The sequence below is a fragment of the Alkaliphilus crotonatoxidans genome (assembly GCF_054658015.1).
The window spans coordinates 978417-992835 of sequence record NZ_BAAHXS010000004.1; the positions used below are offsets into that span (position 1 = coordinate 978417).

Here is a 14419-nt window from a genome sequence, read left to right on the forward strand (position 1 = left end):
GGTACCCCTTTTAAAAAAGGAAGAAGCACACTACAGCATAGACAGCACACCAATAAAATGGGTATAATAAAATTGATATGGTACCAGGATTAAATACATAAGGGAGGAAGTACTGATGGTAAATCGTGATCGTATTGTCAATGAGTTTTTAGAGCTGGTTCAAATCGACAGCCATTCGGGAAAAGAAGGAAAGGTTGCTGAGGTACTGGTTCAAAAGCTAAAGGCCCTTGGTTTAGAGGTAATGATTGATGATGCCGGCAAGGCCGTTGGTGGGGAAACCGGGAACGTTATCGCCAGGTTAAAGGGTACCCAAAACGGGCCTACGATTCTGTTTAGCTGCCATATGGACACTGTGAAGCCAGGCGAAGGGGTTAAACCTGTTATAAAGGACGAGGTTATCTATAGTGATGGAACAACGATTTTGGGCGGAGACGACAAGGCAGGTATTGCTGCTGTTTTAGAGGGCTTAAGATTAATCAAGGAAAACAATGTACCCCATTCTGATATTGAGGTTGTCTTCAGCATTTGGGAAGAGGGGGGTCTCTTTGGAGCTAAAAATCTTGATTATAGTCAAATTAAGGCGGATTATGGCTTTGTACTGGACAGCGGTGGGTCACCGGGAGAAATTATTATTACGGGCCCTGCCCAGGACAAGGTCAATGCTACAATTTTGGGAAAACCTGCCCATGCAGGGGTTGCTCCGGAAGAGGGTGTTAGCGCCATCATGATTGCCGCCCGGGCTATTGATCGGATGAACCTGTTAAGAATTGATGGAGAAACCACTGCCAATGTCGGTGTAATCAGCGGTGGAGAAGCTACCAACATCGTAACGGCAAAGGTTCAAATTAAGGCCGAAGCCCGAAGCATCAATGAAGAAAAGCTCAACAAGCAAACGGCCCATATGGTGGAAACCTTTGAAAAAGCTGCTGCTGAAATGGGTGGTAAAGTAGAAATGGATGTTGAAAGAATGTATCCTGCCTTTAATATTGATCCTTCAGATACCATCGTACAAAAAGCCATGGAAGCCTTTAAGCGAATGGGTATTGAACCCCACACCGGTGCCACTGGAGGCGGAAGTGATACCAACGTATTTAACGGCAATGGCATTAAAGCCATTAATTTAGGAATCGGGGAAAAGAAGCCCCATACCCTTGAAGAGCATCTGCATATTGTTGATTTGGTCAACAGCGGCAGAATGGTTTATGAATTAATTAAAATCTTCGGCGAATAAATAATATAAAGCCTTTGCCTATAATTTTTACAAAAAACCCCTGGATTCGGGAGCAGAAAAGACAGTAAACTGATCGTATACTTAATAATGCGTAAAGTACTGGCCTTTTAAGCGACAAGGAAGCAGGGGTTTTTTATTTTGTAAAATATAAACTAATTTAATATAAAAAACTATTGCAACTTTATACAAAATGTTTTTTAATAAATTATTGGATAGTTTTTTAATTGATGACATGATTTGAATAAAATTGCTGATAATAACATTGTTCGGCAACGCTTAAAAATATTGAAAGGGGTGGTGGCATGTCCTTCAGTTTAAATCAAAATCAAACACCTTTATTTACAGCCCTGAAGCAGTACCATGAAAGAAAAGTAATTCCCTTTGATGTACCGGGGCATAAGCATGGCCGGGGGCTAAGGGAATTTACCGATTATGTAGGCAGTACCGTAATGGAGCTGGATGTCAATTCAATGAAATGCCTTGATAACATCTGTAATCCCATTGGGGTGATTAAGGAGGCCGAGGAGCTGGCTGCCTATGCCTTCGGTGCAGACCATGGGTTCTTTCTGGTCAATGGCACCACCTCTGGTGTACAAGCCATGATAATGAGTGCCTGTCAGCCTGGAGATAAAATCATACTCCCTCGAAATGCCCATAAATCAGCTATTTCTGCCATTATATTGAGCGGAGCCATACCAATTTATATACAGCCTGAAATAAATGAAAACCTTGGTATTGCCATGGGGGTTACGGTAGAAAGTATAGAGTCTGCCATTGGCAGGCACCCCGATGCCAGGGCAATTTTCATCATTAACCCAACCTATTATGGTGCCACCTCGGATATTAAGGAAATTGTGAAAATTGCCCACCGTAATGCCATGTCGGTATTGGTAGACGAGGCCCATGGTGCCCATATGGGCTTTCATCACGAGTTTCCAATGAGTGCCCTGGAGCTGGGGGCCGATATGAGTGCCGTCAGCCTCCATAAAACAGGGGGCTCCCTAACCCAAAGCTCGCTGCTGCTTTTAAGGGAGGGAATCATTGATCCCTTCACTGTAAAGAAGAACCTCAATTTAATGCAGACAACCAGTGGCTCCTACCTGCTAATGGCCAGCCTTGACGTTGCCAGAAAGCAGCTGGTGGTGGAAGGCGAGGCACTTCTAGGGGAGGTACTAAGGCTTTCAAGATGGGCCAGAAATCAAATCAATGAAATTGAGGGTGTCTTTGCCTTTGGTACCGAGCTGGTGGGAAGTCCCGGGGTTCATGGTTTTGATGAATCAAAGCTGGGGGTTCATGTAAGAAGGCTTGGTTTAACGGGCTTTGAGGTCTACGATATTCTTCGTGATGAATACAACATTCAGGTAGAGCTGGCTGACTATTATAACATCATGGCCATTATCAGCCTTGGTGATACAGAGGAGGCTGTCAAGGCGCTGGTCGATGCCCTGGCGGATATTGCTGTAAAATATAAAAGGGAGGAAGAAATTCCCCTGGTTAACAGCATACTCAAAAACCCCGATGTGATAATCTCTCCCAGAGATGCCTATTACAGCAGCAAACGTGTGGTCAAGCTTGAAGAGGCCGAAGGTGAAATCAGCGGAGAATCCATCATGGCCTATCCTCCGGGTATACCAATTGTGGCACCCGGTGAAAGAATCACCAGAGAGATGATCGAGCATATTATGCTGCTAAAGGAAGAGGAAACCCTGGTACAGGGTACCGAAGATCCCTATGTGGAATACGTTAGGGTATTGGGTCTGGGGGCTAAGCGATAAGGCAAGGTCTAAAAATAGATGAAAAGGGCAGGCAAATTCTAAAATTTGCCTGCCCTTTTTCGTCTAAATCTCAGAGGAAAACTTTTTTTAGAAGGAACAAATAAATGGGCTTTAAGTAGTAGGGCTGTCTTTTTAATTTAAAAACGATATATATTAATAGTCTTATACAAGATCATAATCTAAAAAATTTGTAAAATTCTATCTAAAAAGAAGGAGAAAAAGTCCTGTATATTTAATTTACATAATAGGTAGTTTACTATTTTTTGTACCATGATTGGCTGTTGAATATAAAATCTGGCTATTTAAGCAAATCTTAGTGGCATACAATTACTTATCTAGTAAATGAATATTTCACTCTATTTTGATAATTGTCGGCATTTTATAAAATTGGTATTCATTCAACGGCTTAAATGATATTAAATTAAAGAGGTGAAGCTATGAGGAAAGAAAAGGCTGCTGCCATTATAGATAATATGAAAAAGGTTATCGTCGGTAAGGACGATGTACTTGAAAAGGTATTGATCTGCCTGTTGGCCAGAGGGCACCTGTTAATTGAAGATGTGCCGGGGGTGGGGAAAACAACCTTGGTTAAGGCCCTTGCTAAAAGCATTGACCTAAGCCATAGTCGAATACAATTTACCCCTGATCTGATGCCCTCTGATATTACAGGCAGTACCTTGTATAACAGGGAAGAAAACCGATTTATATTCAGAAAGGGCCCAATTTTTCATCAGATTATTCTGGCCGATGAAATCAACAGAACCTCACCCAAAACCCAATCCAGTCTTTTGCAGGCCATGGAGGAGGGGGAAGTATCAATAGAAGATACGACCTATGTTCTTAATAAACCCTTCATGGTATTGGCAACTCAAAACCCCTTGGAATACCAAGGAACCTTTCCACTGCCCGAGGCCCAGCTTGACCGTTTTTTAATGCAGCTTTCCCTGGGGTATCCCGCCTTTGAGGATGAAAAGAAAATTATAAAAAACTATCTTCAGCGCAGAAGCCTGGAAGACATTGAAGCTGTAGCTACAGAGTCAGATATTATTGAAATGCAGCATGAGGCCGATCAGGTATATGTACATGAAGATATATTAAGCTATATTGTGGGAATATCAAAGGAAACCAGAAGTCATCGGGATATTTACCTCGGTGCCAGCCCCAGGGTATCCATTGACCTATACCGAAGTGCCAAGGCCCTGGCCTATGTCAGAAATCGAGATTATGTTATTCCAGATGACGTGAAGGAATTGGCCCCCTATGTATTGGGCCATAGAATGGTATTATCGGCAGAGGCCAGGATAGAAGGGAAACGGGCTAATCAGGTAATTCAAGAAATACTGGGTAGAATTCATGTACCGGTGGTGAGTGCCATTGAGAACTAAAATTGCTCTGTTATTCATCGGTCTGATGGTTGTTCCCTTTGCATTGATTGTGGGGGGAAGAATTCCCTACCTGCTCCTCTATACCTATCTGCTGACACTGCTGCTGCCCTTTCTACACAGCCTTTTGGGTAAATATTTTATACAGGTAATCGTCAGGGTACCGGAAGGGGAATTGGTGGCCGGTGAAGAGATTAAAATTCACTATGAAATCAGGAACCCTAGTGGTTTGACCTTTCCAAGGCTGGTATTTCATAATGAGCTGGTCTACCGCCTGACAGGAAAACAGGAGCCTGAAATTCAATTTCATCTAAAGAAGAAGGAAAGCTATTGGGGCCAGACAACAGTGCAGTGTGTACGGCGGGGTAATTTTACGCTGGGTAAGGGAAGGCTGATCATTAAAGATATATTTGATCTTTACCGGCTTAAAAAGGTTGCCAATGTTCCCCTGGCTTTAACAATCTATCCCAGGGTAGTAACTTTGAAAAGTCTGAAAATTCAGGCCAGCCAACAGATGGGTGAGCTGGTGGTAAAAAACCCTTTGTTTCAGGATTATGCAGCCCTATCAGATTTAAGAGTCTATCAGCCGGGAGATTCTTTAAAGAAGGTCCATTGGAAGGCTTCGGCCAAAACCGATAACCTAATGGTAAAGAATTTTGAAGAACAGGGGGACCATGGTGTTATCGTCATGCTGGATAGCTGTAGAAATAACTACTTCTTCGATCAGGAGGCCTTTATCGAAGATAAGCTGGTGGAAGCAGCGGCATCCATCATAGATTTTTGCCTGGGTCAAAATATAAAGGTATCGTTATATTATCGGGATACCGGCGGAACCAGGATCATGACGGGAAACCAGGCGGGCTATTTTAAAGGTTTTTTAGATCAGCTGGTAACCTTTCATCCCGTTGACACAGTAGATTTTTACAGAGAAATTGAGGGTAATCTACCCAATATACAGCAGGGAAGCACCTTGTTTCTGCTGACTCCCTTCCTTGGCAAGGAATTGGCGGCCCAGGGAATTCGTTTGAAGATGAAAAACCTGCAGCCCGTTTATTTGATTATTGGCCGTGAAGAGGGGAGCCCTCATATTTCAAGGCAAAATAAGGAAATGGCCAAAAAACTTGGGGGTGAGGGAATTCCCCTTTATTTGCTTGATGTGGAACAGGACATAAGGGATGTTTTGGAGGAAAAATATGAAAAAGGAGCTTAAGGGAAAGCAAAAAATTATTTACACCTTGATTCATTTGTTGATGCTCTTTACCCTGGCCCAGGTACTGGGAAAGGTACTTTTAATTAACCTGAACAGCTTTAGCGTCTTAATTCTAAGCTTTTTGGCCGGTACCGTAATTCAATTATTTGTACTATTGCCCTTCACCCTGTTGGCGGCATTCTTTATGCTGCTATCGCTTTTTCTGTTTTACCGGCATTATCAGCCCGAAACACTGCAAAGGTTGGTTTTATGGGTAATTCAGCTCTTTAGCAACATTAGAAACCATCTGGGGGGCAGTGAAGAAATCTATCTTGAAAATGGCAGGGCCTTCTGGGTATTGCTGGTACTGTTGGTCAGTCTATACACCGTTACGGTTCTTTTCAAAATCAGAAGGCCATCTTTGCTGCTGCCCCTTTATGTCGGTGCCTTTATATATTATTGGTATATCTACATTGATGCGGCCTATCCCATGTTATTTTTATTCTTGCTGCTGTTTCTGATTTTAAAAGGACTTGAAAGCTATTTTAAGGCCGCAGGCTCCCTTGATCTGTATTCACCGTGGATGAAAACAGCCCTTGGCTACGGGCTGGTGATCATGGTTACTGCAGGGCTACTGCCAAAGGGCGGCAGTCTTATCAAATGGCATTGGATTGAAGCCCAGGCCCAGGCATACTTTCCCATAGTCTTTGAGCTTCGAGATGACTTGGTCTATAGCCGAAGCTTTGGAAAAAGTGAGCTTTTCGATTTCACCCAAACGGGCTTTCAGTCCAATACCACCCGATTAGGGGGGCCGGTAAAATTAAGCGATCGGCTGGTTATGGAGGTTAAGGCCCCTTCCCCCCTTTATTTAAGAGGAAATGTTAAAAACATCTACCAGAATAATCATTGGAGTACAGAGGCTGATTATCAATGGGCCCATGAGCTGGGAAAGCTCTTGCCGATGGAGGTGCAATCAGGGGTACCGGTTACGATTGAAATTCGGAATATGAATATGGCCACCAATACAATCTTTACTCCCTATCAACCCCTCAAGGTTTTAGCAGGGGGGATTACCAATGCCACGGTGGATGAAAATTTCCAGATGACCTTTCGGGGGGCCAGATATAAAAATGAGAGCTATGTGGTTCAGGCCCTGTTGCCTGGCGGTGAGCACAAGGAGCCGGTTCCCTCATTAGACCCATCCTTTGAAAAGTATCTAATGCTGCCGGAAGATTTGCCCCATTCGGTCTATGAACTGGGAGATGAGATCACCCGGCATGTAGATACGCCCCATCAGAAGGCCCGGGCAATTAGAAGCTACTTACGAGAAAATTACACCTATACCCTTGAACCTTCGGTGGTTCCAGAGGATAAGGAATTTGTTTCATATTTTCTCTTTGAAGAGAAGCAGGGATATTGTACCTATTTTGCCACAGCCATGGCAGTATTGCTAAGAACCCAGGGGATACCGGCCCGATACGTCGAAGGATATCGTATGCCGGAGGCCAATGAAGAAGGGATTTATGAGATCAGACAAAAGGATGCCCATGCATGGGTCGAGGCCTACATGGGGTCAGAGGGTTGGATGATCTTCGAGGCAACCCCTGCCTATGATGAGCCTGTGCTGCAGGAGGCCCCATTAAACAGAGAAGAATCTACAGAAAATACAGCAGCGGAATTTGATGAGATGGAGGCTTTACTGGAAAGGGCCCTAAGGGATAGCGAAATTCAGCCAGTTCAAGAGCCCCAGGGGGAAGTGGATCGCAATTTGGAGGATCTGCCCATTCCCACCCTAGAAAGCTCCCTGACGAGTCTTTGGGTTTTTCTAAAGAGGATTTTGAAGCGGTTTTTGCCCATCAGTCTTTTGGGGATGCTACCCCTAAGAATTCTCTACAGCAAATTGAAGCTGATCTATTATCTAAGATCGTTGGATCAGGGGAGCAGCAACCAAAAAATAATTTACTTGTATGATCATATTGTACAAATGATTGGAAAAATCTATTCTCCTATTCAAGTTGGAGAAACCCCTAGGGAATATGCTCAACGGCTTCAGCGAATTGTTTACGATTCACATTATGATTTTAAAGAAATAACAGAAATATTTATGAATGCTAAATACAGTTCCAAAGAGAGCTCGTTATTGGACGTCCAGCGAACTACAAGATATTTTAAGCTGATAGACGGAAAACTAAGACAGCATTTAGGAACTTTAAAATACATTTTTGTAAAGTACATCAAGGGAAAAATGATTCAGTATAATAAATTAAGGAAATAATTTCTATAAAGATCCTTGCAAATTCACCTTTTCTATAGCTTTTTTTATACTTTTTTGTTAAAATAGAAAAGATGTTTAAAAAATAAAATGAATTAAGGATAATGATAGTGCTATATGATGCTTAGTTATGAAACCAAACGGGGAAGTGAACAGGATGAAAACCTTTTTTAAAATATTCGGCATTGCCTTTTTATGTTTTGTGGTGATTTTCACCAGCCTTGTATGGTCTTTCAATCATTTTATGCGGGATGATCATCCCAATTCAGATGAAATTATAGAGGCCGTGGTTGATCCCAATCAGGAAAACCTGGTAGATGATGTAGATCGGGATGAATTGGAGGAACTGGTATATAACAGTGATCGAATCAATTTTGTATTGATGGGGCTGGAGGGCCCCAGGAGCGATACTCTGATGTTTGTCTCCTTTGAGCCAAATGACAAAAAGATCGATATTATTTCCATCCCTCGAGATACCTATTATCATCGTAAGGGCTATGATCGGCTGGATAAGCGTAAAATCAATTCTGTCTATGGGGATCATGGTGCAGCTGGTGTCAAGACCGTTGTCAGTGATATTTTGTATGATATTCCCATTGACTATTATGTATCTGTAACCTATAAAGGGGCTGAGGCCATTATTGATTCCCTTGGAGGCGTTCCGGTTCATATTCCTAAGAAAATGGACTACTATGACCCCTATGATGATCCACCCCTTAGAATTTATTTCGAGGCGGGAGACCATATTTTAAAGGGAGCCGACGGGGTTAAGTTCCTTAGATTCCGTAAATCGACACCGGGAAGCGGCGGTATGTCCTATGCAGACGGCGACCTGGGAAGAATTAAAGCCCAGCAGGAGTTTATCAAGTCAGCCTTTAAAAAGGCCCTGAGCCTAAGGCTGCCTTCAGTGGCCACCGCTGCCTTTAAGCATGTCAGAACCGATATGCAATTACAAGAGGTACTTTCATTGGCCACCTCGGCTGTGGGAATGAACATGGAAAATGTGGAAATGAGAGTACTTGCTGGGGAAGATCGATACCAAAACAAAGTATCATATTATTTCCCCGATTATCCGGGCATTCGAAATCAGCTAATAGAAGTCTATGGCGGCCAGCCTGTAGTTGATGGGTCAACTGATGAGTCAATTGAAGAATAAAATGAAGGAGCAGAACTGGGGGAGTTCTGCTCCTTCTTTATAAATGGATAGGGGAGTGGGGGTTTATGTATTCTAAAATTACCCTCCTTTGCTTGGACTAAACAGGTACAGTTAAAAAATATTATTAAATAATATAATTAATTAAATTGTTTCCGATCGAATGACTAGATGATCTTTTTATTTTGCACTAAATACTTTCCCTTTTCAATCAGCATTTCACCAATTTTATAGACATCTCCGGCTCCCATGGTAATGACCAGGTCAGTAGGCTGAACCTTCTGTAATAAATAGTCTGTAATTCCATCAAAATCCTTTAAATATTGTACATCATCATGATCCTTAATTAATTCAGCCAAGCGGCTGCTGTGAATTTCACCGTTATCCTTTTCACGGGCGGCATATATATCGGTAATGATCACATGATCTGCATCATGAAAGGACCTTGAAAAGTCCTCCAGCAATGCCAGGGTTCGGGTATAGGTATGGGGCTGAAAAATACACCAGATTTCACCATGGGGGTATTTTTTAGCGGCCTCCAGGGTTGCTCTAATTTCAGCGGGGTGATGGGCATAGTCATCTATGATTTTGGCACCCTTCACTTCACCGAGAAGATCAAAGCGACGGTGAATCCCCTTATAGATTTTAATGTATTTGACAATTTCTTCAGCGGGAATTCCCAGGATATAAGCTGTGGCAATGGAAGCCAGGGCATTGTAGATATTATGGACACCGGGAATACTCAATTGAAATCTGCCAAGGGATTTGCCTGAAAAATATACTTCAAAGGAAGGAAAGCCGTTGGTATGGAAAACAATGTCCCTGGCTGTAAAATCACAATCCTTTTTTATTCCATAGGTAAATACCTGGCAGGTAAGCTGTTGAATCACATCAGACACATTGTCATCATCGCCGTTGACAACCAAATAGCCATCCTGGGGAATCAGCCGGCCAAAACGATGAAAGGCTCCTTTAATATGGTGAATATCCTTATAAAAATCCAGATGATCCTCGTCAATATTCAAAATAATTCCAATAAAGGGGTTGAATTTTAGAAAGCTCTCAACATATTCGCAGGCTTCCGTAATAAAATGCTGACTTTCACCAATTTTGATATTCCCGCCAATTTCGTCCAATTCTCCACCAACCATGATGGTAGGGTCCAGCTTGGCATATTCCATCACAAGGGATAATAAAGATGTGGTAGTGGTCTTTCCGTGACTTCCAGCAACTGCAATGGCACGGTCATACATCTTCATAATGAGCCCAAGCATGTGGGCTCGATCAATCTGAGGAATACCCAGCCTTTCTGCCTCCTGGCGTTCACAATTATCTGCCTTAACGGCAGCTGTATAGACAACTAAATCAGCGTCCCTGACATTTTCACACTGATGGCTTAAAAAAATCTGCGCCCCATGACTTCTTAGCTTTTCAATTATGTTAGATTCCTTAATATCTGAGCCGGAAACATGATAGCCATGCTTAAGCAGGATTTCTGCTATTGCACTCATACTGATTCCACCGATACCAATTAAATGAATACGTTGTATTTGGTGGTTTAGATCAAAAGAAATCAAAATCTTCACTCCTCTATCTAAAAAATTATTGCTGTAATAATATTTTTGCCCAAAAAAAGCATATTCTATGATGCTTCACAGGAAATTCATGATACACAGTTAAATAATATGTGATGCTATATTGTATCATAACATAAAAAAATTGTGTAATCACTAAAAAACTTCGATATTTTACCTGATGAATAAGATAATATACTTTTTTATAAAAAATACTTGATTTTTTTCTTTACACCATCTAAAATAAGAAAATATAGGAATATATTTCCTTGTAATAATTTTCATATGTTTGGTGAAAAAGGCAAACCAGTCGAAAGATTGGGACGCAAAGTCAGGAATCTAAGGTATGCATATACGATGATCGTCCGACTGCCACAGTTTAAATTGTGGCAGTTTTTTTATATCATTTTTGTACTATAAAGTTTACGGAGCTAATAAAATATTTAAGGCACAAACGTAAAGGGCAAACCAGTTCGAAAGGCTGGGACGCAAAGTTAGGAATCTAAGGTATGAATCAATACGATGATTGTCCTGCTGCCGCAAAATCGTGCGGCAGTTTTTTGTTTTTGATGGAATGTTAGTCATACCAGACCTAATAAAATATAAAGCGACATACTTAATAATTAATTTATGTTTTAATGATTCAATTGGTACCTAGTACCCTGCCTCATTTAAGCTAATAGATTATCCCTGTCCAAATTTGCCACAGCTCTTATCTCGCCTTTTAAAGGACACAAGTTACTAGAAAAGCAATTTTGCTTCAATAAAACTATATTAAAAAGGGAGGAAGTGAAGGAATGGTAAGAAAAAAAATCAGGAGAAGGAGCTTTAGCCTGATTATTGCCCTACTGGTGGCCTTGATGTTTATGCCCAGCATAGCCTATGGAAATAGCCAATATTACCGCTGGGATGGAACGGGTACCAGGGGCTCAGATTCAAACACCTATCTTTTCCATGTAAGACAGTATAGTAATGGCAAGTATGTAGGGTCAACCATTTATGTCTACTGTGCAGACGAAACCGTCAGGGCACGACAGGATGTTGACTATCGGCTGATCAAGCTTGAAGATGCCGAGTCCATTGGCATCAATGAAGCTAAAGCCAACAAGCTAAGGGCCATAGCCCATGGCTCATACCCCAATATCAGCCTGAATGATTTAAAGAAGGCTGTAGGAAATGTAAACAGCTTAACCCAGGCCCAGGCAATTACTGCAACACAATATGCAATATGGAATCAGACCAACAATTATAGCCCTACCTATTTTCAATTATTAAATCGTAATGTAAAGCGGGTATATGAGTATTTAAAGTCACTGCCCGGTATACCGGCCGCTGATCACCCTGCCGATGTGGGAATCACAAACGTAGCCATTGGCCCAAATGCAGAGGAAGATGTGGAAATTACCTTTAGCTATGGGGCGGATCAAACCAATTACGACGGCAGCTATATTGAGTTAAATCATCAGTACAGTATTGATTTGCAGGGGGTTTATCCAGGAGCAGAGGAAACCGTCAACACTGATAAAGGTATAAAAACAGTAAAAATAACGATTCCCGCTGAGGAATTTCAAGCGGACATCGATTTTCAAGTAGAAGTGAAAGGACATCAAAAAGTCTATGACGCTTTGATTCTACTGCCGGTGGGAGGCGTGAAGCAGTCTCAGACTTTAATAGGCATTACAGGGATGGAAGCTGGAATCGCCCTTTCTGCCATGACCAAGCTTTATTATGAATATACGCCGCCAACCGGAAAAATAACAGTCAATAAGGTTGTTTATGATCATGATAATACAATTGTAGAAGAAGACCAGACTGACTTTACCGTCCATATTTCAGGGCCACAGGGCTATAATGAAATACATACGGTCAGTGCTGGCCGTTCATTGGAAATAGAAAACCTGCCCCTGGGTGAGTACTTGATAACCGAAATTAATATACCCGAAGAATATATACCGATATATGAAATATCACCCGCCGATGGAAGAATTTTATTAACAATTGGAGCCCTGGAAGGTAGCGTTTATGTTTATAATACCAGGGTTCAACCAGAAGACCCGGAAGATCCCGAGGATCCAGAAGACCCAGAGGATCCAGAAGACCCAGAGGATCCAGAAGACCCTGAAGATCCAGAAGATCCAGAAGATCCCGAGGATCCAGAAGATCCCGAAGACCCCGAGGATCCTGAAGATCCGGAAGACCCCGAAGATCCAGAAGACCCAGAAGATCCAGAAGACCCTGAGGATCCAGAAGACCCAGAAGATCCCGAAGACCCTGAAGATCCCGAAGATCCTGAAGATCCAGAAGATCCTGAAGATCCCGAAGATCCAGAAGACCCAGAAGATCCCGAAGATCCAGAAGACCCAGAAGATCCAGAAGACCCAGAGGATCCAGAAGACCCTGAAGATCCTGAAGACCCCGAAGATCCTGAAGACCCTGAAGACCCTGAAGATCCTGAAGACCCTGAAGATCCAGAAGACCCAGAAGATCCAGAAGATCCTGAAGACCCCGAAGACCCTGAAGATCCAGAAGATCCTGAAGACCCCGAAGATCCAGAAGACCCAGAAGATCCTGAAGACCCCGAAGACCCTGAAGATCCAGAAGATCCTGAAGACCCCGAAGATCCAGAAGACCCAGAGGATCCAGAAGATCCAGAGGATCCAGAAGATCCCGAAGATCCTGAAGACCCTGAAGATCCAGAGGATCCAGAAGATCCAGAAGATCCAGAGGAACCAGATAATAACAATCCAGGTCGGGATAGAGACAGGGATAGAGATAGGAACAGAGATAGATCCAACACCCCAATTAGGAGGTCTAACCCAAAACCTGAAACCGTTGAAGAGGTAGAAGAAATAATAGAAGAAGAACCTATTCCCCAGGGTGTACCAGAGGTGGAAATAGTAGAAGATATAATAGAGGTAGAAGAAGTAGAGGAAGTTGAAGAAGAGCCCGAAATGATTATTCTTGACGAAGAAATTCCCTTGGGCCCCGTAGCGTTGCCCAAAACCGGTGAAAGATCTCCCTATCTGTTTTATGGACTGGGAACTTTAATCAGTGCATTGGGTATTAGGCTCAGAAGAAAATAATTAAATAAAAAGATATTCAAATTTAATTAAGGGCTGGGATAATTATGTTCCAGCCCTTTTTCCAAAGGAAGGATGCCGCCATGAAAAAACTGTCAACCTTAATCATTGTCATGGGACTCATCATAGCTGCTTATCCCCTGTTGGAAAGGGGGTATTGGTGGTATAGCCAGCAAAAACTGCTGGAGGATTTTGAGGAACACATCACTTTAGAAGCAGCTGCCATGGAAGCATATTATGAGTTAGAAACCATTTTTAATGATGAAATGGAGCAGGATCAGGGACTGGTAAGTCCGACAAACCCGCCTGACCAACAGGAAGAGGAAAAGCCCATCGAGGTGTCGGCACTTGATACAATAGGAAGGATACTAATTCAAAAGATAGAATTAAATCTACCGATTCTGGCTGGTGCAACAAATCGAAATTTAAAAATGGGGGCAGCTCAAATTGAAGGAACTACCACCATTGGCGAAATTGGCAACACGGCTTTGGCAGGCCATAGGAGCCATACCTTTGGACGCTTATTTAATCGATTGGATGAGCTGGAACCCGGAGACATGATTCTTATTGAAACGATTAATGGCATTTACGAGTATGAAGTCTACGAGAAAAAGGTTGTACTGCCCGAGGATGTTTCTGTATTGAATCGAAACAACCAAGACCGGGTGCTTACCCTAATAACCTGTACACCCCTCTATACTGCCAGTCATAGGTTGATCATTCATGCAAAGCAAACAGAGACGTAGCAGTAATTCCTTATATG

The 14419-nt window shown here is 42.4% G+C and carries 9 protein-coding genes and 2 riboswitches; of the genes, 8 read left to right on the forward strand and 1 reads right to left on the reverse strand.

Features of this window, described 5'->3' with window-relative positions; genetic code table 11:
- Positions 1–115: 115 nt before the first annotated feature.
- The 6 genes from ACYQ1I_RS07275 (at position 116) to ACYQ1I_RS07300 (ending at position 9005) form a co-directional block, all read left to right on the forward strand.
- The gene (locus ACYQ1I_RS07275) at positions 116–1231 is read left to right on the forward strand and encodes a M20/M25/M40 family metallo-hydrolase (protein ID WP_459763828.1); all 1116 of its coding nucleotides are present in this window, start codon (positions 116–118) and stop codon (positions 1229–1231) included.
- Positions 1232–1533: 302 nt separating this feature from the next.
- The gene (locus ACYQ1I_RS07280) at positions 1534–3006 is read left to right on the forward strand and encodes an aminotransferase class I/II-fold pyridoxal phosphate-dependent enzyme (RefSeq protein WP_459763830.1); all 1473 of its coding nucleotides are present in this window, start codon (positions 1534–1536) and stop codon (positions 3004–3006) included.
- A 437-nt stretch (positions 3007–3443) separates the two neighbouring features.
- Positions 3444–4391 (forward strand): AAA family ATPase, encoded by a 948-nt coding sequence (locus ACYQ1I_RS07285; RefSeq protein WP_459763832.1) that lies wholly within the window; start codon positions 3444–3446, stop codon positions 4389–4391.
- Positions 4381–5598: a DUF58 domain-containing protein gene (locus tag ACYQ1I_RS07290; RefSeq protein ID WP_459763834.1), complete on the forward strand. Its 1218-nt coding sequence runs from the start codon at positions 4381–4383 to the stop codon at positions 5596–5598. Before ACYQ1I_RS07285 ends, ACYQ1I_RS07290 begins: the two co-directional genes overlap by 11 nt.
- On the forward strand, positions 5582–7852 hold the full coding sequence (locus ACYQ1I_RS07295; protein ID WP_459763836.1) for a transglutaminase TgpA family protein: 2271 nt from the start codon (positions 5582–5584) through the stop codon (positions 7850–7852). The genes ACYQ1I_RS07290 and ACYQ1I_RS07295 overlap by 17 nt, the downstream gene beginning before the upstream one ends.
- 154 nt (positions 7853–8006) lie before the next feature.
- Positions 8007–9005: an LCP family protein gene (locus ACYQ1I_RS07300; RefSeq protein ID WP_459763838.1), complete on the forward strand. Its 999-nt coding sequence runs from the start codon at positions 8007–8009 to the stop codon at positions 9003–9005.
- Positions 9006–9169: 164 nt separating this feature from the next.
- Here ACYQ1I_RS07300 and murC read toward each other — a convergent pair whose 3' ends face one another.
- The gene (gene murC, locus ACYQ1I_RS07305) at positions 9170–10579 is read right to left on the reverse strand and encodes a UDP-N-acetylmuramate--L-alanine ligase (protein WP_459763840.1); all 1410 of its coding nucleotides are present in this window, start codon (positions 10577–10579) and stop codon (positions 9170–9172) included.
- Between the two features lie 287 nt (positions 10580–10866).
- Positions 10867–10953: riboswitch (cyclic di-GMP riboswitch) on the forward strand.
- Between the two features lie 75 nt (positions 10954–11028).
- Positions 11029–11118, forward strand: a riboswitch (cyclic di-GMP riboswitch).
- A gap of 255 nt (positions 11119–11373) precedes the next feature.
- Between murC and ACYQ1I_RS07310 the strand changes: the two genes are divergently transcribed.
- Together ACYQ1I_RS07310 and ACYQ1I_RS07315 are read left to right on the forward strand one after the other, a co-directional pair.
- A complete protein-coding gene (locus ACYQ1I_RS07310; protein ID WP_459763842.1) occupies positions 11374–13659 on the forward strand; it encodes a thioester domain-containing protein in 2286 nt (761 codons plus the stop codon).
- A gap of 80 nt (positions 13660–13739) precedes the next feature.
- Entirely contained in the window at positions 13740–14402 is a 663-nt protein-coding gene (locus tag ACYQ1I_RS07315) for a class D sortase (protein ID WP_459763844.1), read from the forward strand.
- Positions 14403–14419: the final 17 nt, after the last annotated feature.

What these genes read in the sequence shown, in the direction of transcription:
- ACYQ1I_RS07275 (WP_459763828.1), top strand. Translation starts at nt 116, where the DNA reads ATGGTAAATCGTGATCGTATTGTCAATGAGTTTTTAGAGCTGGTTCAA.
- ACYQ1I_RS07280 (WP_459763830.1), top strand. Translation starts at nt 1,534, where the DNA reads ATGTCCTTCAGTTTAAATCAAAATCAAACACCTTTATTTACAGCCCTG.
- ACYQ1I_RS07285 (WP_459763832.1), top strand. Translation starts at nt 3,444, where the DNA reads ATGAGGAAAGAAAAGGCTGCTGCCATTATAGATAATATGAAAAAGGTT.
- ACYQ1I_RS07295 (WP_459763836.1), top strand. Translation starts at nt 5,582, where the DNA reads ATGAAAAAGGAGCTTAAGGGAAAGCAAAAAATTATTTACACCTTGATT.
- ACYQ1I_RS07300 (WP_459763838.1), top strand. Translation starts at nt 8,007, where the DNA reads ATGAAAACCTTTTTTAAAATATTCGGCATTGCCTTTTTATGTTTTGTG.
- ACYQ1I_RS07310 (WP_459763842.1), top strand. Translation starts at nt 11,374, where the DNA reads ATGGTAAGAAAAAAAATCAGGAGAAGGAGCTTTAGCCTGATTATTGCC.
- ACYQ1I_RS07315 (WP_459763844.1), top strand. Translation starts at nt 13,740, where the DNA reads ATGAAAAAACTGTCAACCTTAATCATTGTCATGGGACTCATCATAGCT.